Here is a 22,547-nt window from a genome sequence, read left to right as displayed (position 1 = left end):
TGTACTCTTTTTCGTGGGGGGGGGGGGGGGTTCCGTGCGCCCGGGGGGGGTGTTTTTGGGGGGGGGGGGCGGGGCGGGGGCCCCGCCCGCCCCGCGGCCTGAGCGACTACTTGACCGCGCGCAGCGCGTCGACGATGCCGTGTCCGTAGAAACCGTTGACGCGGGCGCCGCCCTCGCACACCGCGTCCTGCGTGCCGTCACCGTTCTGGTCGTACGACTCGGGGCAGGCCGTCTTGTCCGCCTGCGCCTTGAGCAGCCACTGCAGCTGCGCCGGGCTCGCCCAGGGATGCTTCGACTTCAGCAGCGCGGCGACGCCCGCGGCGTGCGGCGAGGCCATCGAGGTGCCCTGCAGGAAGCCGTACTGGTTGTTCGGCATGGTCGACAGGATGCGGCCGTTCTGCGACGGCGTGTCCGGGATCTGGTAGAGCCGGTCGCCGCCCGGCGCCGCGACGTCGACGACGCCCTCGCCGTACGAGGAGTAGTACGACTTGAGGTTCTGCACGCCCGTGGCGCTGACCGTGACGATCCCCGGGAGCTGCGTCGGCACGTCGAAGCACTCGTGCGGGTCGATGGTGCGCTCGACCGGGGTGGAGTCGTCGGGGCTGGTGTCGTCGACGATGGCGTCCGAGTCCAGGTCGTGGCTGGAGTTACCCGCCGACGCCAGGTGCAGGGTGCCCTTCTTCTGGGCGTACAGCTGGGCCCGGTTGACCGCGTCGACGATCGCGCGCTGGTCCGGGTCGTCCATGCAGTTGTACAGCCACGGGTCGACGTAGTAGCTGTTGTTCGTGATCTCGACGCCGTGGTCGGCGGCGAACACGAACGCGCATACGACGTTCTCCGGGTAGAAGAGCCCGTTGTGCGGGTCGCTCACCTTGATGCTGGAGACCTTCACGCCCGGCGCCACACCGGCCACGCCGATCCCGTTGCGGGCCGCCGCGATCTCACCGGCGACATGCGTGCCGTGGTAGTCCTCCGCGGTGTACGGCCGCCAGGCGCCCTCACTGGTGTCCGCGACGCCGCCGACGCAGTTGGCGGACTGGCCGGCGGAGAAGTTAGGGGCGAGGTCCGGGTGGGTGTCGTCGACGCCGGTGTCGATCACGGCGACGGTGACCGTGCGGCTGCCCGGGTTGATCTGCGCGGCCTTGTCGGCGCCTATCGCGCGCAGGTCCCACTGGTCGGCTTCGAGGGGCTCGCTCCCGGCCGTTGCGGCCGCCTTCACCTTCGCGGCCTCGGCACCGGTCAGGTAGTCGGCCGCGCCCTCGTCGGTCGTGCCCGCGGCGACCAGCGGGGCGGTGCGGGTGGCACCCGCCGACTGCACGCCGCGGGCCTTGCGTATCTGCGCGCCGAAGTCCGGGTTCGCCGAGTGCGCGACGATCACGCCGATCCTGTCGTACGTGGTCACGACGGTCCCACCGGCCGCGGCGACGGCCTTGCGTACCGACGCGAGCGTGTGACGGTCCGTCTTGGTGTTGACGACATACGCCAGCTGGGGCGAGTCCGCGGTCCGGGCGGCGGGCTCCGCGCGCGGGGCGGCCGTGGCGGACGCGGGCAGGAAGCCGAGCGACGCGGTCAGCGACAGCACGACGGGCACGGCGAGAGCGAGCCGGCGTCTGGAACGCAGATGAGCCATGGGGTCTCCACATCATCCGGAAACAAAACCGGCCCGAGACACAGGTGGTGCTCGGGCAGGTACATGACGGGTGGTGCAGGGTGAAGCTATCTCCCGACCTTGCTGGCCAGCAATCACTTCCGGGGATGACTTCGGAGTTTTCCGCCGATGACTTCCGAAAGAACGCAGGGCGGTTGAACCGGTTCTCGCGTGGCGCCGTGACGTTGAGCAGGGAGCCCGAGCACGATCGAGGCGGCCCCCTGTCGGATCACGCACCCGGCCACTAACATCGCCGCCCGGTTCACGTGATCCACATCACTGGCAACAGCACAGCAGCCGCAACACGAGGAGACTCCGTGGCTACCGAAGCACCCTCACCCTCGAAGGACACAGAACATCGACTCCCCTCGACCGAGGAGTTCGTCGAGGTGCAGAACAGCGCGGAGTTCGGTGAACTGCGCCGCTCCTACCGTTCCTTCGCCTTCCCGCTGACCGTCGGCTTCATCGCCTGGTACCTGCTGTACGTCCTGCTGTCCAACTACGCGGGCGGCTTCATGGGCACCAAGCTCTTCGGCAACATCAACGTCGCCTTCGTCTTCGGCATCGCCCAGTTCGTCACCACGTTCCTCATCGCCTGGTGGTACTCGCGGCACGCCGCCGCGAAGCTCGACCCCAAGGCCGAGGCCATCAAGTCCCGGATGGAGGGCGGCGCATGAGCCCCGTTCAGCACACCGTTCTCGCGGCCAACGAGGCCAGCGAGCACCGCCCGCTCATCATCACGCTGTTCGCGCTGTTCGTCGTCGCGACCCTCGTCATCACCATCTGGGCGGGCCGCCAGACCAAGGACGCGGCCGACTTCTACGCGGGTGGCCGCCAGTTCAGCGCCTTCCAGAACGGCCTCGCCGTCTCCGGCGACTACATGTCCGCCGCGTCGTTCCTCGGCATCGCCGGCGCGATCGCCCTGTTCGGCTACGACGGCTTCCTGTACTCCATCGGCTTCCTGGTCGCCTGGCTGGTCGCCCTGCTCCTGGTGGCCGAGCCGCTGCGGAACTCCGGCCGCTACACCATGGGCGACGTGCTCGCGTACCGCATGCGCCAGCGTCCGGTCCGCACCGCGGCCGGCACCTCGACGATCGTCGTGTCGATCTTCTACCTGCTGGCCCAGATGGCGGGCGCCGGCGTCCTCGTCTCGCTGCTCCTCGGCATCACGTCGGACGCGGGCAAGATCGGCATCGTGGCCCTCGTCGGCATCCTGATGATCGTCTACGTCTCCATCGGCGGCATGAAGGGCACCACCTGGGTTCAGATGATCAAGGCCGTGCTGCTGATCGGCGGCACCATCCTGATCACCTTCCTGGTACTGCTGAAGTTCGACTTCAACATCTCCGACCTGCTCGGCTCGGCCGCCGAGAACAGCGGCAAGGGCGCCGCCTTCCTGGAGCCGGGCCTGCAGTACGGCGCCACCGGCACCTCCAAGCTGGACTTCATCTCCCTGGGCATCGCACTCGTCCTCGGCACCGCCGGTCTGCCGCACATCCTGATCCGCTTCTACACGGTCCCCAACGCCAAGGCCGCCCGGAAGTCCGTGAACTGGGCGATCGGCATCATCGGCGGCTTCTACCTGATGACCATCGCGCTCGGCTTCGGCGCCGCCGCGCTGATCTCGCAGGACGAGATCATCGCGTCCAACCCGTCCGGCAACACGGCGGCCCCGCTCCTCGCCCTGCACCTCGGCGGCGTCGACTCGGCCTGGGGCGCGATCCTGCTGGCCACGATCTCGGCGGTGGCCTTCGCGACGATCCTCGCCGTGGTCGCCGGTCTTACCCTGGCCTCCTCGTCGTCCTTCGCGCACGACATCTACGCCAACGTCATCCGCAAGGGCAAGGCCACTGGTGCGGAGGAGGTCCGCGCGGCCCGCTGGGCGACCGTCTTCATCGGCATCGTCTCCATCGGACTCGGCGCTCTCGCCCGCGACCTGAACGTCGCCGGCCTGGTCGCCCTCGCCTTCGCGGTCGCCGCCTCCGCGAACCTGCCGACCATCCTGTACAGCCTGTTCTGGAAGCGCTTCACCACCCAGGGCGCGCTGTGGTCGATCTACGGCGGCCTGATCGTCGCCGTCGGCCTGGTGCTGTTCTCGCCCGTGGTCTCCGGCGACCCCAAGGCGATGTTCCCCAGCGTCGACTTCGCGTGGTTCCCGCTGAAGAACCCGGGCATCATCTCGATCCCGTTCGGCTTCCTGATGGGCTGGCTCGGCACCGTCCTGTCGAAGGAGGAGCCGGACACCGACAAGTTCGCGGAGCTGGAGGTCAGGTCCCTGACCGGCACCGGCGCCCACTGAGCACGCCCCCTGAAGCGGCCGCGTCGTCGGGACTCCTGTGGGTCTCTACGACGCGGCCGCGTCCCACCTCGTGGGATCAGGCCTTAGTCGATGTCCGTGAGGTCACGTAGGCTCACAGTGTCGGAGAAAGTTGTGTTCCGCTGCGTGTGATCCACCACGAGGGAGGGGGCCACGTGCTCATCGACACCTACGGCCGGGTGGCCACTGACCTGAGGGTCTCGCTGACCGACCGCTGCAACCTGCGTTGCGCGTACTGCATGCCGGAGGAGGGCCTGCAGTGGCTGGCCAAGCCCGACCTGCTGACGGACGACGAGATCGTGCGGCTCATCGACATCGCGGTCACCTCCCTCGGTATCGAGGAGGTCCGCTTCACCGGTGGCGAGCCCCTGCTGCGCCCCGGCCTGGTCGGCATCGTGGAGCGCGTCGCCGCCCTCGAACCGCGCCCGCAGATGTCCCTCACCACCAACGGAATCGGCCTCAAGCGCACGGCGGCGGCCCTGAAGGCCGCGGGCCTGGACCGGGTCAACGTCTCGCTGGACACGCTGCGCCCCGAGGTCTTCAAGACCCTCACCCGGCGGGACCGCCACCATGACGTCATAGCGGGCCTGGACGCCGCCCGCGAGGCGGGCCTGACCCCGGTGAAGGTCAACTCGGTGCTGATGCCGGGCCTGAACGACGACGAGGCCCCCGACCTGCTGGCCTGGGCCGTCGAGCACGACTACGAGCTGCGCTTCATCGAGCAGATGCCCCTGGACGCCCAGCACGGCTGGAAGCGCGACGGCATGATCACCGCGGGCGACATCCTGGCCTCCCTGCGCAGCCGCTTCGACCTCACTCCCGAGGGCGACGCGGCGCGCGGCTCGGCCCCCGCCGAGCGCTGGCTGGTCGACGGCGGCCCGCACCGCGTCGGCGTCATCGCCTCGGTCACCCGCCCGTTCTGCGCCGCCTGCGACCGCACCCGCCTGACGGCCGACGGACAGGTGCGCACGTGCCTGTTCGCCCGTGAGGAGACCGACCTGCGCGCTGCGTTGCGCTCGGACGCCCCGGACGAGGAGATCGCCCGGATCTGGCGCCTGGCGATGTGGGGCAAGAAGGCGGGCGCGGGTCTCGACGACCCGACGTTCGTCCAGCCGGACCGGCCGATGTCCGCGATCGGCGGCTGACAGCCGGAGGGAGGGGGGCCGGATCAGGCCTCCTGCTCCTGCCATTCCTTGAGCAGAACCACGTCCTTCAGGAACCCGCGCACCCCGAGAAACTGCGACAGATGCTCCCGGTGCTCCTCGCACGCGAGCCATGTCTTGCGCCGCTCCGGCGTGTGGATCTTCGGGTTGTTCCACGCCAGTACCCACACGGCGTCGGCGCGGCAGCCCTTGGCGGAGCAGATCGGGGTCTCGTCACTCACAGGTTCGTCTCACCACTGCACGACTGCACGGAAAAGGCGACGCCGAGCAGCCACGGGGGGAGCTGCCCGGCGTCGGTCTGTCGCTCCGACGGGGGATGCGGAGCGCCTACGAAGTATGTCACGCGCAACCCGTCGAGGGGCACCGGAACAACATGATTGACCGGGCTTTTCCGGAGTCCGTACAAGGCCTTGATGCGGAGGCCTTTCGTCCTTTATTCGGGCCGCCCCTTCGCGGGATCGCCCATAATGTCCTCCGGCACGGACTCCGTGAAACGGTCGCCGTCCGCACGCGGTGGCGCGATCTGGGCCACCGGGGGCGGTACGACCACGAAGGTCGACGGCAGTGACGGCACATTCTCCCGCCCGGCGTTGGCGATCACCACCGCGACGTAGGGGAGCAGCACGCCCAGCACCAGCGCCACGATCGCGACGTGCCGTTCCACGTTCCACAGGGTCGCCGCGAGGATCACCGAGAGCGTGCGGACCGACATCGAGATGACATAGCGGCGCTGCCGGCCGCGGACGTCTTCCTGGAGGCCCTGCCGGGCTCCGGTGATCCGGAAAACCTGGCCGCCGCCGTCACCATGCCTGTTCCGCATCACACTCACCATCCGCCCGCCTCGGGACTCTCCCCGGCACGTCCAGCTCCGCAGCCGGCCGAACCGGGGCCGGACAGCGTCCACGTTACGCCGCCGCCGCGCCGCCCACGAGACCGGGTCCGTCTCCTGCCTGGGCGAACGCCGTCGTACGTAGCGCGTACGGCGGCATCCGACATGCGCCGTACGGCTTACGCGCCGACACTGGGCGTAATGCTCACGTCGAGACGTACGAGGAGGCAGCCATGGGCTGGCTGTGGGCGATCATCGTGGGATTCGTGCTGGGCCTGATCGCCAAGGCGATCATCCCCGGCAAGCAGCACATCCCCCTCTGGCTGACCACCATCCTGGGCATGATCGGCGCCATCGCGGGCAACGCCATCGCCCGGGGCTTCGGGGTCGCCGAGACGCCCGGCATCGACTGGAGCCGCCACATCTTCCAGCTGGTGGCCGCGATCATCCTCGTCTTCCTGGGCGACATGGCGTACATGCAGCTCAGGGGCAACAAGCGTCGCGCTTGACGTACGGCGGACGGGGCGGCCCTCCGTCGACCGGAGAGCCGCCCCGTCCAGCCAGGCACGTCTGGTGTCAGGCGCCCGTGACCTCGACCGCCGCCAGGTTCTTCTTGCCTCGCCGCAGCACCAGCCAGCGCCCGTGCAGCAGGTCCTCCTTGGCCGGAACCGCGTCCTCGGAGTCGACCTTCGTGTTGTTCACGTAGGCGCCGCCCTCCTTGATCGTGCGGCGCGCGGCCGACTTGCTGGGCACCAGGCCGACCTCGGCGAACAGGTCCACCACCGGCGCCGGCTCGGCGACCCGGATGTGCGGGACCTCGGACAGCGCCGCCGCCAGCGTCCGCTCGTCCAGCCCGGCCAGCTCGCCCTGCCCGAACAGGGCCTTGGACGCGGCGATCACGGCGGCCGTCTGGTCGGCGCCGTGCACGAGTGTCGTCAGCTCCTCGGCCAGCGCGCGCTGCGCCGCCCGCGCCTGCGGACGCTCCTGCGTCTGCCTCTCCAGCTCCTCCAGCTCCGCACGGGATTTGAAGGACAGGATCCGCAGGTACGTCGAGATGTCACGGTCGTCCACGTTCAGCCAGAACTGGTAGAACGCGTACGGCGTCGTCATCTCCGGGTCGAGCCAGACGGCACCGCCCTCGGTCTTGCCGAACTTGGTGCCGTCCGCCTTGGTCATCAGCGGCGTCGCCAGCGCGTGCGCGTCGGCGTCCGGCTCCAGCCGGTGGATCAGGTCCAGGCCGGCGGTGAGGTTGCCCCACTGGTCGCTGCCGCCCTGCTGGAGGGTGCAGCCGTACCGCCGGTAGAGCTGGAGGAAGTCCATGCCCTGCAGGAGCTGGTAGCTGAACTCCGTGTAGCTGATGCCCTCCGAGGACTCCAGGCGCCGGGCCACGGAGTCCTTCGTCAGCATCTTGTTGACACGGAAGTGCTTGCCGATGTCCCGGAGGAACTCGATCGCGGAGAGGTTCTGCGTCCAGTCGAGGTTGTTGACCATCACGGCCGCGTTCTCGCCCTCGAAGGACAGGAACGGCTCGATCTGGTGGCGCAGCCTCTGCACCCAGCCGGCGACCGTCTCCGGGTCGTTCAGCGTGCGCTCCGCCGTGGGGCGCGGGTCGCCGATCAGGCCCGTCGCGCCGCCGACCAGCGCCAGCGGCCGGTGACCGGCCTGCTGGAGCCGGCGCACGGTGAGCACCTGCACCAGGTGACCCACATGCAGGGACGGCGCGGTCGGGTCGAAGCCGCAATAGAACGTGACGGGACCGTCCGCGAGCGCCTTGCGCAGTGCTTCCTCGTCGGTGGAGAGGGCGAACAGCCCCCGCCACTTGAGCTCGTCGACGATGTCCGTCACGGTTCTCTTGTCTCCTCGGATGATCTTCGGGCAGTCGGGTGACCGCCGCCTACGAGGTTATACGCCCCGGCTGACAGAGCTCATGTTGAAATCCGGGATCCGCAGCGGCGGCATCGCGGCCCTGGTGAACCAGTCGCTCCACTCCCGGGGCAGGGTCTTCTCCGTGCGCCCCGCCTCGACGGCCCGGCCCAGCAGCCCGACCGGCGACTCGTTGAAGCGGAAGTTGTTCACCTCGCCGGTCACCTCGCCGTTCTCGACGAGGTAGACGCCGTCCCGGGTCAGGCCGGTCAGCAGCAGGGTGGCCGGGTCGACCTCGCGGATGTACCACAGGCAGGTCAGCAGCAGACCTCGCTCGGTGCGCGCGACCATCTCCTCCAGGGAGCGGTCCTCGCCGCCGTCGAGGATCACGTTGTCGATGTGCGGTGCCAGCGGCAGCCCGGTCATCCCCGCGCTGTGCCGGCTGGTGAGCAGGTGCCGGAGCTCACCCCCGGCCACCCACTCGGTGGGCGTCAGCGGCAGACCGTTGTCGAACACAGACGAGTCGCCCCCGGAGGAGTGCGCGAGCACGAAGGGGGCGGACTCCAGCCCCGGCTCGTTCGGGTCGCTGCGCAGGGTCAGCGGCAGGTCGGTGAGCCGCTCGCCCAGGCGCGTGCCGCCGCCCGGCCTGGAGAACACCGTCCGGCCCTCCGCCGCGTCCCGGCCCGACGCCGACCACATCTGGTAGATCAGCAGGTCCGCGACCGCGGTCGGCGGCAGCAGCGTCTCGTAGCGCCCGGCGGGCAGCTCCACGCGACGCTCGGCCCAGCCCAGGCGTACGGCCAGCTCGGCGTCGAGCGCCGCCGGGTCGACGTCCTTGAAGTCCCGCGTGGAGCGGCCGGCCCACGCCGAGCGGGTCCGGTCGGGGGACTTGGCGTTCAGCTCCAGCGTGCCGTTCGGCTGGTCGTGCCGCAGCCGCAGCCCCGCCGACGTGCCCAGGTAGCTGGACGTCACCTCGTGGTTGGCGAAGCCGTACAGCTCGCGGCCGCCCGCACGCGCGCGTGCGAACGCCTCGCCCAGTGCCGGCGCGAAGTCGGCGAACACGGCGGACGACGTCTCGGCCGGCGCGTCCGTGAAGTCGGGCGAGTGCGGCACATCGGTCACCAGCGGCTGGGCGTCCTCGGCCGGCCCCGCGCCCCGCGCGGCGGCCTCCGCGGCCCGCACCAGCGGCTCCAGTTCGGCCACGGTCACCGCGGACCGGGACACCACCCCGGTCGCCGTGCCCTGACTGCCGTCGACGGTCGCGACGACGGTGAGCGTGCGCCCGCGCGTGACGCCGTTCGTGGTCAGCGCGTTGCCCGCCCAGCGCAGGTTGGCGGTCGACTGCTCGTCCGCGATCACGACACAGCCGTCGGCCCGGGACAGCTCCAGGGCGCGCTCGACGATCTCGTGCGGCTTGTTCGTCGGGGCGCTCATCGACCGGCCTCCTGCGTGGTGTTGAGACTATGCTTCCCCGGGGGGCAACCCCCGGACCCCCGGCCGATGCTGTTGCTGGCGCTCATCGACCGGCCTCCTGCGTGGTGTTGAGACTGTGCTTCCCCGGGGGGCAACCCCCGGACCCCCGGCCGATGCTGTTGCTGGCGCTCATCGACCGGCCTCCTGCGTGGTGTTGAGGATGTTGACGCCCCGGAAGAGGGCGGAGGGGCAGCCGTGCGACACGGCCGCGACCTGGCCCGGCTGGGCCTTGCCGCAGTTGAAGGCGCCGCCCAGGACATAGGTCTGGGGGCCGCCGACGGCCGCCATGGAGCCCCAGAAGTCGGTCGTCGTCGCCTGGTAGGCGACGTCCCGCAGCTGGCCCGCGAGCCGCCCGTTCTCGATCCGGAAGAAGCGCTGACCGGTGAACTGGAAGTTGTACCGCTGCATGTCGATCGACCAGGACCGGTCACCGACGACGTAGATGCCCCGCTCCACACCCCCGATGAGGTCCTCGGTCGACATGCCGGCCGGATCGGGCCGCAACGAGACGTTGGCCATCCGCTGCACCGGCACATGCGCGGGGGAGTCTGCGTAGGCGCATCCGTTGGAGCGCTCGAACCCGGTCAGCCGGGCGATCCGGCGATCGAGCTGGTAGCCGACGAGGGTGCCGTCCTTGACGAGGTCCCAGGACTGCGCCTCGACGCCCTCGTCGTCGTACCCGATGGTGGCGAGGCCGTGCTCGGCGGTGCGGTCGCCGGTGACGTTCATCAGCTCCGCGCCGTACTTCAGCTTGCCGAGCTGGTCGAAGGTGGCGAAGGAGGTGCCGGCGTAGGCGGCCTCGTAGCCGAGCGCGCGGTCCAGCTCGGTGGCGTGCCCGATGGACTCGTGGATGGTCAGCCAGAGGTTGGACGGGTCGACGACGAGGTCGTACAGGCCCGCCCGCACGCTCGGCGCGCGCATCTTCTCGGCAAGCAGCCCGGGCAGCTGGTCGAGTTCGGCGTCCCAGTCCCAGCCGGTGCCCCGGAGGTACTCCCAGCCGCGTCCCACGGGCGGTGCGATGGTGCGCATCGAGTCGAACTCGCCGGTCGACTCGTCGACCGACACCGCCGTCAGCTGCGGGTGCAGTCGTACGCGCTGCTGCGTGGTCACGGTCCCGGCGGTGTCGGCGTAGAACTTGTTCTCGTGCACGGTGAGCAGCGAGGCGTCGACGTGGTCGACCCCGTCGGCGGCGAGCAGCCGCCCGCTCCATTCGGCCAGCAGCCCCGACTTCTCCTCGTCGGGCACGGTGAACGGGTCGATCTCGTACGACGAGATCCACGTCCGGTCCGCGTGCACGGGCTCGGCGGCGAGTTCCACCCTCTCGTCCGACCCGGCCGCCTTGATCACCTGTGCGGACAGCTTCGCCATCGCGACGGCCTGACCGGCCACCCTCGCGGCGGCGTCCATGGTCAGGTCCACACCGGAGGCGAACCCCCACGTCCCGCCGTGCACGACCCGTACCGCGTAGCCGAGGTCGGTGGTGTCCGACGACCCGGACGGCTTGCCGTCCCTGAGTCGCCAGGACGCGCTGCGCACCCGCTCCAGCCGGAAGTCGGCATGCTCCGCACCCAGCGCACGCGCGCGTGCGAGCGCCGCGTCGGCCAGTGCGCGTAGCGGAAGTGCCGTGAAGGCTTCGTCGATGGTATGAGGCACCGAGGGTCTCCCTGCTGTCGTCGCCTGTCGGGTCAGATCATGTCGCGGGAGCGGTCCCGCGGACCACACGTTTCCACGCCGCGAACGCAACTTTCTGTAGGGATTCGACAGTGGGGCCCCCGAGCCACTGTCGGTGCCCGAATGTCCCGGGAAGCCCGCGGGCCGATAGGTTTTCGGTGTAGCCGCCTGTCATCCAGGTGTTCGGGCGGGCGTACCAGACCGCTATGGAAAGGGTGATCCGTTGAGCCGCTCGGTTCTCGTCACCGGAGGCAACCGGGGCATCGGCCTCGCCATCGCCCGCGCTTTCGCCGACGCAGGCGACAAGGTCGCGATCACGTACCGCTCGGGTGAGCCGCCGACGGGTTTCCTCGCCGTCAAGTGCGACATCACCGACACCGAACAGGTGGAGCAGGCCTACAAGGAGATCGAGGCCGAGCACGGCCCCGTGGAGATCCTCGTCGCCAACGCCGGCGTCACCAAGGACCAGCTCCTGATGCGGATGTCCGAGGAGGACTTCACCTCGGTCATCGACACCAACCTCACCGGCACCTTCCGGGTCGTCAAGCGCGCCAACCGCGGCATGCTGCGCGCCAAGAAGGGCCGCGTCGTCCTGATCTCGTCGGTGGTCGGGCTGCTCGGCTCGGCGGGCCAGGCGAACTACGCCGCCTCCAAGGCCGCGCTGGTCGGCTTCGCGCGGTCCCTCGCGCGTGAGCTGGGTTCGCGCAACATCACCTTCAACGTCGTCGCCCCCGGTTTCGTCGACACCGACATGACACGGGTGCTCTCCGACGAGCAGCGCGCCGAGTACGTGGCGCAGGTGCCGCTGCGCCGCTACGCGCAGCCGGAGGAGATCGCCGCGGCGGTGCGGTTCCTCGCCTCGGACGACGCCTCGTACATCACTGGAGCCGTCATCCCCGTAGACGGCGGACTGGGAATGGGTCACTGATCACCATGAGCGGAATTCTCGAGGGCAAGCGCGTCCTGATCACCGGTGTGCTGATGGAGTCCTCCATCGCGTTCCACACCGCCAAGCTCGCTCAGGAGCAGGGCGCCGAGATCATCCTGACCGCGTTCCCGCGGCCCACGCTGACCGAGCGCATCGCGAAGAAGCTGCCGAAGCCCACCAAGGTCATCGAGCTCGACGTCACCAACGACGAGCACCTCGGCCGCCTCGCCGACATCGTCGGCGAGGAGCTCGGCGGCCTCGACGGCGTCGTGCACTCCATCGGGTTCGCGCCGCAGGACGCGCTCGGCGGCAACTTCCTCAACACGCCGTTCGAGTCCGTCGCCACCGCCATGCACGTCTCGGCGTACTCCCTGAAGTCGCTGACCATGGCGTGCCTGCCGCTGATGCAGAACGGCGGCTCGGTCGTCGGCCTCACCTTCGACGCCCAGTACGCCTGGCCGCAGTACGACTGGATGGGCCCGGCCAAGGCCGCCCTGGAGGCCACCAGCCGCTACATGGCGCGTGACCTCGGCAAGCAGAACATCCGCTGCAACCTCATCTCGGCGGGCCCGATCGGCTCCATGGCCGCCAAGTCCATCCCGGGCTTCGGCGAGCTGGCCTCCGTGTGGGACAACCGCTCCCCGCTGGAGTGGGACCTGAAGGACCCGGAGCCGGCCGGCCGCGGCGTCGTCGCGCTGCTGAGCGACTGGTTCCCGAAGACCACGGGCGAGATCATCCACGTCGACGGCGGTCTGCACGCCATCGGCGCCTGATCGACCGGTCGCCCGGTGATCGGCTGATCACCGCTCTACGAGGGCTCGCATCCGTGCCGGGTGCGAGCCCTCGGCATGTCGCTCGTTCGGCCTATCCGGCCGGGCGGGGGCAGGGGGCGGCCGGGCATTCTGAAGAGGCGTTCACCACGCACCCCTCCCCAGCCCGGCCGAGGAGCTTACCTTGTGCGCCTGTACCGCTGCCTGGCCTCGATGACCGTTGCCGCGGCCCTCGTCCTGTCCACGCCGTACGACGCGATGCCGCACGCGCGCGTGGCGGACGGCGAACCGCAGGATCCGCCGCCGTTCGGTGCCACGTGCCGCACCGGCGTCGAGGGGTCCCATGTGGTCGCGCACTGCCACAACCCCTATGTGGACATCGACCGGGTCCGTCTGCACATCGAGTGCGACCGATGGTGGGACCTCGACACGGACAGCGCGCCCGTGGACACCGAGCCCGCGATGACCGTGCGCCTGACCGGCCGCTGCTGGAAGGAAGTCCGCTCGGCGTGGGTCAGTCACCAGAACCGGGGGAGCTGAACCGGCCCGGGCGGCACTGGAACGGATAGCTCGCCGCCTCCGTGGCCGCCGTCCCGGCGTCGCCCACACGGATGGCGTCCAGCAGCCGGCCGTGGTCCATGTACGTCTCCGGGGTCAGCTCCTCGCCGACGTCCTCGCGCAGCCAGTCCCGCATCACCTCGCCCAGGTCGGCGTACATCGCGGTCATCACGTCGTTGTGCGAAGCGGCCACCACGGCCAGGTGGAAGGTGGCGTCCGCCGCGACGAACGCCTCCGCGTCCCCCGACTCCCAGGCCTCCTCGCGCCGCAGCAGCAGCGCGTCGAGCTGCTTGAGGTCCTTCTCCGTGCGCCGCTCGGCGGCCAGCTTCGCGGCGGCCGACTCCAGCGTGGAGCGCACCTCGGCGATGTGCCGGGGGTCGGCGCCGGCGAACCGGCGGTGCATGACGCCGGCCAGCTCACTGGTCGCCACGACGTACGTGCCGGAGCCCTGACGGATGTCCAGCAGGCCGTTGTGCGCCAGCGCGCGGACGGCCTCGCGGACCGTGTTGCGGGCGACCCCGAGCTGCTCGACCAGCTCGGGCTCCGTCGGGATGCGTGAGCCGACCGGCCACTCGCCCGACGCGATCTGGTTGCGCAGTGCGGCGATGACCTGCTCGGACAGCGCCGAACGGCGGGGATGGCTCAGGGGCATGGCACACCTTCGCACGGGAACGGCGGCCTCGGACCGCACCGGGATGGACAACCAATCATCCCATGATTCTATGATGGGCGGCATGGCAAGCGAGGAAACCCGGACGCAGGACCACCCCGACATACGCAGTCCGGCCACGGACGAACGCCGAAGCGCGGCGGAAGGCTCCCCCATGCGTGCGTGGAGCGATGCGAGCGGTACGGCGGCCGGGGCGTCCCACGCGCGCGCGTGGACCATGCGGCTGGTCGTCGTCGGCATCGTGCTGTCCGCGCTGAACCTCCGCCCCGCCATCACCAGCCTCGGCGCGCTCCTGGAGGAGGTCCGCGACGGGCTCGGCATGAGCGGCAGCGTGGCCGGCCTGCTCACCTCCGTGCCGCCGCTCTGCTTCGCCGTCTTCGGCGTCATGGCACCGAGGCTGGCCCGCCGCTTCGGGCTGGGCGCCGTCGTGTGCGTCGGCATGGCGGCCATCACCGCGGGCCTGCTCATCCGGCCGTACGCGGGCGGCACGGCCGGGTTCCTGGCCGCCAGCGCCCTCGCCTTGATGGGCATCGCGGTCAGCAACGTCCTGATGCCGGTCATCGTCAAGCGCTGGTTCCCGGACCGGGTCGGCTCCATGACCGGCCTGTACTCCATGGCACTGGCCCTCGGCACCTCCCTCGCGGCCGCGGTGACCGTGCCGATGACGCAGGCCATGGGCGGCGGTTGGCAGGCGGGGCTCGCCGTGTGGGCGGCGCTGGCGGCCGCGGCCGTGGTGCCGTGGATGCCGTTCGTGAGGGACCGGGAGGGCGCACGCACCGGCGGGCCGGCGGCCGCCGGACGTGAGCCGCACGCGCGCGAGGACGCCGCCCCGGCTCCCTCCCTGCGGATCACCCGTAGCCGTACCGCCTGGGCGCTCGCCGCCTTCTTCGGGCTCCAGGCCACCGCCGCGTACATCACGATGGGCTGGATGGCGCAGATCTTCCGCGACGCGGGCGTCGCCGCGGGGACGGCCGGACTGCTCCTGGCCGTCACGATGGTGATGGGCGTGCCGCTGGCCTTCGTCATCCCGCGCCTCGCCACCCGGCTGCCCCAGCAGGGCCCGATCGTGCTGGCGCTGGGCGTCTGCGGACTCGCCGGATACGCCGGGCTCTACCTCGCGCCCGCCCAGGGCGCCTGGGCCTGGGCGCTGCTGCTCGGCGTCTCCAACTGTGCCTTCCCGCTGGCCCTCACCATGGTCGGGATGCGTGCCCGCACCGGCGCCGGCGTCGCCCAGCTGTCGGCGTTCGCGCAGAGCACCGGCTATCTGATCTCCATCCCCGGGCCCCTGCTGGTGGGCGTCCTCTACCAGCACAGCGGGGGCTGGGGCCTGCCGCTCGCGCTGATGGCCGCGCTGATGGTCCCGCAGATGGCGGTGGGCATCCTGGCGGGCCGCAACCGCACGGTGGAGGACGAGGCGGCGCGCTGACCCCCGAGGGTCCGGCCCGGGAGCGGGGTGCGAGACTTGCCTCATGCCAGTGCTCGACCCGAATCCCCGCAACGGCCAGAAGAAGATGCTGCTCGTCTTCGGCTCGTTCCTCGCCATTTTCGTGATCATCGCCGTCATCGCGTCGATCGCCTCCCCGTGACGGCGGTCGCCCGGCAGTGACGGCGCTCGCCTCTCCCTGCCAGGGGATGGTGGGGCTAGCCCCCCCATCCCCTAGGGGGTGAGGGTCAGGGTCAAGTGGGTGGATCACCGGATGGGTTGGCGGCTCTTCATTCCGTAGCTTCGAAGTGTGGCCGGAGGACCCGGGCCACCTCTCGTCGAGGACGGACCACGGAGGCAGCATGTCGGCCAGCACGCACACCCGGCCCCGCCCGGCGACCACGGGCCGTGCCGACATCCGGCTGCCCTGGTGGGCGCTCGCCCTGCCGACGCTCGCCTTCGTCGCCCTCCTGACGCTGATCCTGAACCCCTCCGAGGCCCACGCGGCGAGCGGCGAGCCGGCGATCAGCCACCTCGTGGAACGCGCCCATCAGCTGATATCGCGCTGAGCACGCCCCGAGGCGCCCGTCAACTCCTGGCGCCCCATGGCCTGTTTCATGCGAAGCTGGATCTCATGAGCGTCGCTGAACCCCGCAGGATTGTCCTCTTCCGGCATGCGAAAGCCGACTGGCCACAGGTGAACGATCACGAGCGGCCGCTCGCCGAGCGGGGCCGCAAGGACGCCCCTGTCGCCGGCCGCAAGCTGGCCGACTCCGGCATCTCCTTCGACCTGGCCCTCTGCTCCACGGCGACCCGGACCCGCGAGACCTGGAAGCTCGCCGTCCACGAGTTCCCGCACCGGCCGAAGACGGTCTACGAGGAGCGGATCTACGAGGCCTCGCCCGGCGAGCTGATCGCCGTGCTCAACGAGACCCCCGACGACGCGCAGAACGTCGTGCTGATCGGCCACAACCCCGGCGTCCAGGGCCTCGCCGAGGTACTGACCGGCTCGGCCGACGCCGAGGCGCGCGAGCGGATGAGCCACCGTGGCTTCCCGGCCGCGGCCTTCGCCGTGCTGTCCTTCACGGGCTCCTGGAAGTCACTGGAACCGGGCGTGGCCACCCTGGTGGACTACTGGGCCCCGTCCGAGTGACCCACCGCGCACACCGACGGCCCGGCACGACACGGCGCCGGGCCCGTCGGACGTGAGCGTGGAGGGGACTCGGCCCTCCACGGGAGAGGGGGCTCGGCCCTCCCCGGCAGAGGCGACTGCCAGCCCTCCCCAGGAGGAAACCTCAGTCCTCCTCGTGCGCGTCCGCCGCCTCGACCTCCTCGCGGGTGACCCCGAGCAGATAGAGGACCGTGTCCAGGAAGGGCACGTTCACCGCGGTGTGCGCCGCCTCGCGCACCACCGGTTTGGCGTTGAAGGCGACCCCCAGGCCGGCCGAGTTCAGCATGTCGAGGTCGTTGGCGCCGTCACCGATCGCCACCGTCTGCGACAGCGGCACGCCCGCCTCCGCGGCGAACCGGCGCAGCAGTCGCGCCTTGCCCGCCCGGTCCACGATCTCGCCGGTGACCCGGCCGGTCAGCCTGCCGTCGACGATCTCCAGCGTGTTGGCCTGCGCGAAGTCGAGGCCCAGCCGCTCCTTGAGGTCGTCGGTGACCTGGGTGAACCCGCCCGAGACGACACCCACTTGGTAGCCGAGCCGCTTCAGGGTGCGGATCAGCGTGCGCGCGCCCGGCGTCAGCCGCACCTCGCTGCGCACCTTGTCCACCACCGACGCGTCCAGCCCCTTCAGCAGCGCGACGCGCGCGTGCAGCGACTGCTCGAAGTCCAGATCCCCGCGCATCGCGGCCGCCGTCACCTCGGCGACCTCGGCCTCGCAGCCGGCGTGCCCGGCGAAGAGCTCGATCACCTCGTCCTGGATGAGGGTCGAGTCCACGTCCATCACGACCAGCCGCTGAGCGCGCCGGTGCAGGCCCGCCGCCACGACGGCCACGTCCACGCCGAGTGCCGCCGCCTCGATCGCCAGGGCAGTGCGCAGCGGCTCGGTATCCACGCCGGACACCGCGAACTCGACCGCCGTCACCGGGTACTTGGCGAGCCGGAAGATACGGTCGATGTTGCCGCCCGCCTTGGTGATCCGCGCGGCGATCGCGGCCGTGGCCTCGGCGGTGAGCGGATGCCCAAGCACCGTCACCAGGGACCGGCCATGACCGCGCGGCCGGTTGTCGCCGAGGCCGGAGATGATCTCGGCCTGCATCCTCATCGAGTCGGCCCAGCTGTGGACGGTCGACCGCAGCTCGCCTTCCAGGCCCTGGGGCGGCTCGGTCACGAGCGCGCACAGCACCATCCGGCCTCGCGTCACGACCTGCTCGATGTCGACCACGTCGACGGAGAAGGCGGCGAGGGTGTCGAAGAGTCCGGCCGTGATGCCCGGCCTGTCCTTGCCGAAGATCTTGACAAGGAGAGTCGGGACGTCAGAGGTCTGCGAAGCGCTCATGGTGTTCCCAAGGTAACCGGCACGCAGTGCCGATCGCCCGCGAGGTCCGCCTGACGGACACGGAACACTCGATAACCCTGGATGGCGCTCCGGTGGCGGGCGCCTGACGGGTCGACCACGGTGCCCGCCCCACACCCGCCTCACCGGCCACGCTTCGGCCGCCCCGGCGGCAAAGGACCCGGAGGTGGTGGACCGGGTGGCGGAGGGCCGGGCGGTGAAGGACCGGGTGGCGGGGGGCCGGGCGGTGAAGGGCCGGGTGGCGGGGGGCCGGGGCCGTCCCCCGGCGAAGGTACCCGCGCCGCTCCCCGAGGCGCCCGAGGCTGCGGCGGATCGAACGGCCGGACCACGGTCGGCGCCCCGGACACGTCCTCCTCGTCTCCGTCACCGCCCCCTGACACCCGGTCGCCGCCGTCACCGCCCACCCCCGCATCCGGGGGCCGCGCGTCCTCCGGCTCCCGCAGCCCCTCCGGCAGCCGCAGATACGGATTCGTGTCAGGGTTCGGCGGCCGGTACGGCACACCGACCGCGTACGGCCCCGAGGTCGCCCCGTACCCCGGCGCCCCCGCCGTCACGTCACCGAGTGCCGAAGGCGCCGCCCGCCGCCCCGCGGCCCCGCTCGCGTACGCCAGCAGCGCCCCGGCGGCCCCCGCACCGGCCCCCCACAGCGCCCCGAGCAGCAGCGCCATGCCCGGATTCCCGCGCAGCTCCACTCCCGCCCCGAACGCGTCGAAGCCCAGCACGGACAGCGAGGCGTCCACGGACAGCTCGGTCAGCCATCCCAGCAAGGGCAACGCCAACGCGGTCGCGCACCCCAGCCGCAGCGCGCACCGGCCGGCGAAACCAAGGGCACCGGAACCCCGCGCACCCCCGGCACCCGCTCCCAGCGGTGTCCGCACCCCTACCAGGACCCCCGCGAGCAGCATCATGACCGCCGCGGCCACCCCCAGCAGCCACACCCGGCCGTCCAGCTCCGCCAGCCGCGCCAGGGTCACCGGCTGGTCCGAGTCGACGAGCAGGTCGTCCAGCGGATCCGGCAGGAAGCGGGCGAGCGCCCCCGACGCCTCCCCGTGCCACGGCACGAACAGGCCGAGGGGGATGCCCAGCCACACCCCGTTCGGCGCGCCCAGCAGCGCCGCCCCGGCGATCCGCCGGGGATGGTCGTCGCCGATCGCCGCGTACGCCGCCGCCGCGAGCCCCGCCGCCACCGCGGCCAGCACCACCGTGACGAGCGCGGACACGGCCGGCCGTACGACCCGGTGCACCGCGTCCCAGCCGCGCGGCAGGGGAGTGCGGCGGGAGGCCAGCAGCGCGATCACCAGCACGCCGGCGGCCCAGCACAACCCGCCGAGCAGCGTCGGCGCCGTGTCGACACCGAACCCCACCTCGGCCTGCGCGTCGATCAGGTCGCCGACCCGGTCCGGCAGCAGCCCGCCGATGTCCCCGACGTCACCGAGCCCGGGAATCTCGATGCCCCCGGAACCCGCGCCGCCGGGCAGGTCCTCCAGGCCGAGGGCGCCCCCGTCGATCGTGACGACGTCGTGCCCGGTCCAGGCCAGCCCGCCCAGCGTCGTCACGAACAGGGCGACCACCGCACCCGCGCGCGCGAGGAGTTCGGACGGGGCGATCACAACTCCCGCCGCGCGCAAGGACCGTAGGAAGAACCAGGACAGCAGCAGCGCGCCCACCAGGCTCACGCCCAATGGCGTGATCTCGATGGCCGTGGTCGCCTCCGCGCCGCTCAGCCCGAAGGCGGACACATCACCGGACGGAGTGACCGAACCACCCGCCCCGAGGGCCACCACCGCCGCGGTCATCGGCCCCAGCGAACCGGCCGAGTCCGCCTCCAGCAGCCGCAGTCCGAGCGCCGCCGTGCCGGCCATCCCGATCAGTGCCCAGCTCACGGAGGCGATCGCGGACAGCAGGATGTCGGCCCACGGCAGCCTCGCGCCGTACCCGGCCTTCTCGACACTCACGGCAGACCCCCCGATCCGCGGCACGGCGTCGCCGCCGCGCATGTCCCCCTCGCGTGGGATCACCACTCTCCGGGCCGGTTTCCACCCCGTCAACGGCGCGCGGTGTCACGCCCGTACGCGCTCTTCACAAGGCCCGACTTTCGGTCAGGGGGCCGCTACTGAAATAGTTCCCCCCGATGTTCGACATCCCTAGACTCCCTGCGACGGGGGTAATTCGGGGGACAACTCAGTGGGGCATGGAGTGCCGGAACTCGTACTGCAAACCAATGGACGGACCTGGACGCTCGACCCGTCCAGGGCTTACACACTAGGACGCGATCCGCAAGGCGACATCGTGTTCGACGACGCCAGAGTCTCCTGGCGGCACGCAACGGTCAGTTTCAACGGCCGTGGTTGGGTCATCGAGGACCACGGCAGCACCAACGGCACGTTCGTGCAGGGCCAGCGGATCCATCAGGTGGAGATCGGCCCCGGCTCGGCCGTCAACCTCGGCAACGCGACCGACGGACCGCAGCTGAACCTGTCCGGCGCCGCGGCCACCGTCGCGCCCCAGGGCCAGCCGCAGCAGCAGCCGTTCGCGGCGCAGGGCGCGAACCCGGGCTGGTCGCAGCAGCAGCCGCCGCAGGCCGGGTGGCAGCAGCCGCAGCAGCAGGCGCCGCGCATTCCGCAGCAGCAGGGCGCCGGCGGTGCGGCGGGGGCACCACCGGTCTACGGCGATCGCAGCCCGACCACGTTCCACCAGTTCTCGCTCGGCCGCGTGATGCGCATCGGCCGCGCCCTGGAGAACGACCTGGTCGTCTCCGACCTCCAGGTCTCACGCAACCACGCCGAGTTCCACTCCACGCCCGACGGGCGCATGGAGATCCGCGACCTCGGCTCGCACAACGGCACGTACGTCAACGGTCTGCCGATCCCCAAGGGCGGCTCCCAGCTGCTGGGTCCGACCGACATCGTGGGCGTCGGCCACTCGACGTTCCGGATCGTCGGCGACCGGCTGGAGGAGTTCGTCGACACCGGCGAGGTGTCCTTCTCCGCCCGCCACCTCACGGTCACCGTCGACGGCGGCAAGCAGATCCTCAAGGACGTCTCCTTCGGCGTCCCGGAGAAGTCGCTGATCGCGGTCATCGGGCCCTCCGGTTCCGGAAAGTCGACCCTGCTGAAGGCGCTGACCGGCTACCGGCCCGCCAACCAGGGCGAGGTGCTGTACGACAACCGGAACCTCTACAAGCAGTTCGCCGAGCTGCGTCAGCGCATCGGTCTGGTCCCGCAGGACGACATCCTGCACAAGGAGCTGACCGTCAAGAAGGCCCTCAAGTACGCGGCCAAGCTGCGCTTCCCGGCCGACACCACGGCCGCCGAGCGTGAGGCCCGCATCGACGAGGTGCTGCGCGAGCTGAAGCTCGACATCCACAAGGACAAGAAGGTCACCTCCCTGTCCGGCGGCCAGCGCAAGCGCGTGTCCGTCGCCCTGGAGCTGCTGACCAAGCCGTCGCTGATCTTCCTGGACGAGCCGACCTCCGGCCTCGACCCGGGCATGGACCGCGACGTCATGCAGCTGCTGCGCGGCCTCGCCGACGACGGCCGTACGGTCCTCGTGGTCACCCACTCCGTGGCCGAGCTGGCACTGTGTGACAAGCTCCTGGTGATGGCCCCAGGAGGCTCGGTCGCCTACTTCGGCCCGCCCGAGGAGGCGTTGAACTTCTTCGGCTACGACACCTGGGCCGATGTCTTCTCCGCCTTCGAGAACTACCGCGACTACGACTGGGCCGGCCGCTGGAAGGGCTCGCAGCACTACCAGATGTACGCCGCGGACATCGACGCCGTCGCCCCGCAGGCCGTACAGATGCCGGCCATGCAGGCGATGAAGCCGCCCAAGCCGCAGGGCTGGATGTCGCAGTTCGTGACGCTGGTCCGCCGCTATGTGTCGGTGATCGCCTCCGACAAGGGCTTCCTCGCCCTGATGGTGATCCTGCCGGCCGTCCTCGGCGCGGTCAGCCTGCTCATCGAGCCGGACAACGGCCTGCTGCCCAACGAGCCCAATCAGACCGGCCGGATCATCCCCAACGGCACGGCCACCACGGTCCTGCTGATCCTCGCGGTCGGTGCCTGTTTCGCCGGCGCCGCCAACTCGGTCCGCGAGCTGATCAAGGAACGGGTCATCTACGAGCGGGAGCGCGCGACCGGCCTGTCCCGCTCGGCGTATCTGATGTCCAAGGTGTTCGTGCTCGGCATGATCACCGTGTTCCAGGGCCTGCTCGTCGGTGTGATCGGCTTCTCCAGCCGGGAGCTGCCGGCGGAGGGCCTGGTGCTGGGCAGCGCGACGATGGTCGAGCTCTCCCTGCCGATCATGGCGCTGGGCTTCAGCTCGATGATGTTCGGCCTGATCATCTCGTCGCTGGTGAAGACGGCCGAGAAGACCATGCCGCTGCTGGTCATGTTCGCGATCATCCAGGTCGTCTTCACCGGCTGCCTGTTCGCCCTGAACGGCGCGGTCGGCGTCAACCAGTTCTCGTACCTGATGCCGTCCCGCTGGGCGGTCGCCGCCGCGGGTGCCACGCTGGACTTCAACAGGATCAGCCCGCCCGAGGAGGGCGCCGGCAACGACCCGCTGTGGGAGCACACGGTCGGCGCGTGGACCCTGGACATGCTCGCCCTGATCGCGCTCGGTGTGATCTGCGGCTTCTTCGTGGCCCGCTTCCTGCGCCGCCACGAGCCCGAGGTCATGCGCAAGTAACCGGCCCCGCGAACACGCCGAAG

The 22,547-nt window shown here is 70.7% G+C and carries 21 protein-coding genes; 12 read left to right on the top strand and 9 right to left on the bottom strand.

Annotated elements, in window-relative coordinates; all coding sequences use genetic code 11:
- Window positions 1-106: 106 nt before the first annotated feature.
- On the bottom strand, window positions 107-1,630 hold the full coding sequence (locus tag ACFV6X_RS29335) for a S8 family serine peptidase (RefSeq protein WP_385388430.1): 1,524 nt from the start codon (window positions 1,628-1,630) through the stop codon (window positions 107-109).
- Between the two features lie 335 nt (window positions 1,631-1,965).
- Between ACFV6X_RS29335 and ACFV6X_RS29330 the strand changes: the two genes are divergently transcribed.
- The 3 genes from ACFV6X_RS29330 to moaA all read left to right on the top strand — a co-directional run bounded on the left by ACFV6X_RS29330 (window position 1,966) and on the right by moaA (window position 5,110).
- Window positions 1,966-2,325, top strand: coding sequence for a DUF485 domain-containing protein (locus tag ACFV6X_RS29330; RefSeq protein ID WP_385388427.1), 360 nt, complete (start codon window positions 1,966-1,968; stop codon window positions 2,323-2,325).
- Complete coding sequence (locus tag ACFV6X_RS29325; protein WP_385388424.1) at window positions 2,322-3,947, top strand: cation acetate symporter; 1,626 nt, start codon at window positions 2,322-2,324, stop codon at window positions 3,945-3,947. The genes ACFV6X_RS29330 and ACFV6X_RS29325 overlap by 4 nt, the downstream gene beginning before the upstream one ends.
- A 173-nt stretch (window positions 3,948-4,120) precedes the next feature.
- Entirely contained in the window at window positions 4,121-5,110 is a 990-nt protein-coding gene (gene moaA, locus ACFV6X_RS29320) for a GTP 3',8-cyclase MoaA (protein WP_385388423.1), read from the top strand.
- Between the two features lie 23 nt (window positions 5,111-5,133).
- Here moaA and ACFV6X_RS29315 read toward each other — a convergent pair whose 3' ends face one another.
- Window positions 5,134-5,349, bottom strand: a complete 216-nt coding sequence (locus tag ACFV6X_RS29315) for a hypothetical protein (protein ID WP_385388422.1) — start codon at window positions 5,347-5,349, stop codon at window positions 5,134-5,136.
- Window positions 5,350-5,561: 212 nt separating this feature from the next.
- Window positions 5,562-5,948 carry a DUF3099 domain-containing protein gene (locus ACFV6X_RS29310; protein ID WP_385388419.1) on the bottom strand — a complete coding sequence of 129 codons (387 nt, stop codon included), beginning with the start codon at window positions 5,946-5,948 and terminating at the stop codon, window positions 5,562-5,564.
- 242 nt (window positions 5,949-6,190) lie between these two features.
- On the opposite strand from ACFV6X_RS29310, the gene ACFV6X_RS29305 reads away from it, so the two are divergent.
- Window positions 6,191-6,466, top strand: a complete 276-nt coding sequence (locus tag ACFV6X_RS29305) for a GlsB/YeaQ/YmgE family stress response membrane protein (protein ID WP_365452237.1) — start codon at window positions 6,191-6,193, stop codon at window positions 6,464-6,466.
- A 67-nt stretch (window positions 6,467-6,533) separates the two neighbouring features.
- Here the strand turns inward: ACFV6X_RS29305 and tyrS are convergent, their stop codons facing one another.
- From tyrS to ACFV6X_RS29290, 3 genes are all read right to left on the bottom strand, one after another.
- Window positions 6,534-7,802 carry a tyrosine--tRNA ligase gene (tyrS, locus tag ACFV6X_RS29300; protein WP_365452238.1) on the bottom strand — a complete coding sequence of 423 codons (1,269 nt, stop codon included), beginning with the start codon at window positions 7,800-7,802 and terminating at the stop codon, window positions 6,534-6,536.
- A gap of 57 nt (window positions 7,803-7,859) precedes the next feature.
- Complete coding sequence (locus ACFV6X_RS29295) at window positions 7,860-9,254, bottom strand: metallopeptidase TldD-related protein (RefSeq protein ID WP_385388416.1); 1,395 nt, start codon at window positions 9,252-9,254, stop codon at window positions 7,860-7,862.
- Between the two features lie 168 nt (window positions 9,255-9,422).
- Window positions 9,423-10,946, bottom strand: a complete 1,524-nt coding sequence (locus ACFV6X_RS29290; RefSeq protein WP_385388413.1) for a TldD/PmbA family protein — start codon at window positions 10,944-10,946, stop codon at window positions 9,423-9,425.
- A gap of 241 nt (window positions 10,947-11,187) precedes the next feature.
- Here ACFV6X_RS29290 and fabG point away from each other — a divergent pair, with 241 nt between their 5' ends.
- The 3 genes from fabG (at window position 11,188) to ACFV6X_RS29275 (ending at window position 13,202) form a co-directional block, all read left to right on the top strand.
- Window positions 11,188-11,892, top strand: coding sequence for a 3-oxoacyl-[acyl-carrier-protein] reductase (gene fabG, locus ACFV6X_RS29285; protein WP_365452244.1), 705 nt, complete (start codon window positions 11,188-11,190; stop codon window positions 11,890-11,892).
- 5 nt (window positions 11,893-11,897) lie between these two features.
- Window positions 11,898-12,665, top strand: coding sequence for an enoyl-ACP reductase FabI (gene fabI / locus ACFV6X_RS29280; protein WP_385388410.1), 768 nt, complete (start codon window positions 11,898-11,900; stop codon window positions 12,663-12,665).
- 183 nt (window positions 12,666-12,848) lie between these two features.
- Entirely contained in the window at window positions 12,849-13,202 is a 354-nt protein-coding gene (locus ACFV6X_RS29275; RefSeq protein ID WP_385388408.1) for a hypothetical protein, read from the top strand.
- Here the strand turns inward: ACFV6X_RS29275 and ACFV6X_RS29270 are convergent.
- On the bottom strand, window positions 13,177-13,872 hold the full coding sequence (locus tag ACFV6X_RS29270; protein ID WP_385388404.1) for a FadR/GntR family transcriptional regulator: 696 nt from the start codon (window positions 13,870-13,872) through the stop codon (window positions 13,177-13,179). The genes ACFV6X_RS29275 and ACFV6X_RS29270 overlap by 26 nt on opposite strands.
- Before the next feature lie 70 nt (window positions 13,873-13,942).
- Between ACFV6X_RS29270 and ACFV6X_RS29265 the strand changes: the two genes are divergently transcribed.
- The 4 genes from ACFV6X_RS29265 to ACFV6X_RS29250 all read left to right on the top strand — a co-directional run bounded on the left by ACFV6X_RS29265 (window position 13,943) and on the right by ACFV6X_RS29250 (window position 16,466).
- Window positions 13,943-15,316, top strand: coding sequence for a CynX/NimT family MFS transporter (locus ACFV6X_RS29265; protein WP_385388401.1), 1,374 nt, complete (start codon window positions 13,943-13,945; stop codon window positions 15,314-15,316).
- Between the two features lie 43 nt (window positions 15,317-15,359).
- On the top strand, window positions 15,360-15,476 hold the full coding sequence (locus ACFV6X_RS29260; RefSeq protein ID WP_269066719.1) for an SGM_5486 family transporter-associated protein: 117 nt from the start codon (window positions 15,360-15,362) through the stop codon (window positions 15,474-15,476).
- 199 nt (window positions 15,477-15,675) lie between these two features.
- A complete protein-coding gene (locus tag ACFV6X_RS29255) occupies window positions 15,676-15,882 on the top strand; it encodes a hypothetical protein (RefSeq protein WP_385388397.1) in 207 nt (68 codons plus the stop codon).
- Between the two features lie 65 nt (window positions 15,883-15,947).
- Window positions 15,948-16,466, top strand: a complete 519-nt coding sequence (locus ACFV6X_RS29250; RefSeq protein WP_385388395.1) for a SixA phosphatase family protein — start codon at window positions 15,948-15,950, stop codon at window positions 16,464-16,466.
- Window positions 16,467-16,608: 142 nt separating this feature from the next.
- Here the strand turns inward: ACFV6X_RS29250 and serB are convergent, their stop codons facing one another.
- Both serB and ACFV6X_RS29240 read right to left on the bottom strand, forming a co-directional pair.
- The gene (gene serB, locus ACFV6X_RS29245; RefSeq protein WP_385388392.1) at window positions 16,609-17,817 is read right to left on the bottom strand and encodes a phosphoserine phosphatase SerB; all 1,209 of its coding nucleotides are present in this window, start codon (window positions 17,815-17,817) and stop codon (window positions 16,609-16,611) included.
- Window positions 17,818-17,957: 140 nt separating this feature from the next.
- Window positions 17,958-19,832, bottom strand: coding sequence for a streptophobe family protein (locus tag ACFV6X_RS29240; RefSeq protein WP_385388527.1), 1,875 nt, complete (start codon window positions 19,830-19,832; stop codon window positions 17,958-17,960).
- A 187-nt stretch (window positions 19,833-20,019) separates the two neighbouring features.
- Here ACFV6X_RS29240 and ACFV6X_RS29235 point away from each other — a divergent pair, with 187 nt between their 5' ends.
- The gene (locus tag ACFV6X_RS29235) at window positions 20,020-22,524 is read left to right on the top strand and encodes an FHA domain-containing protein (RefSeq protein ID WP_385388389.1); all 2,505 of its coding nucleotides are present in this window, start codon (window positions 20,020-20,022) and stop codon (window positions 22,522-22,524) included.
- Window positions 22,525-22,547 lie beyond the last annotated feature (23 nt).

Origin of the sequence: Streptomyces sp. NPDC059861, assembly GCF_042731435.1 — a bacterium.
Classification (GTDB): domain Bacteria; phylum Actinomycetota; class Actinomycetes; order Streptomycetales; family Streptomycetaceae; genus Streptomyces.
This window is presented reverse-complemented; position numbering and strand designations above follow the sequence as displayed.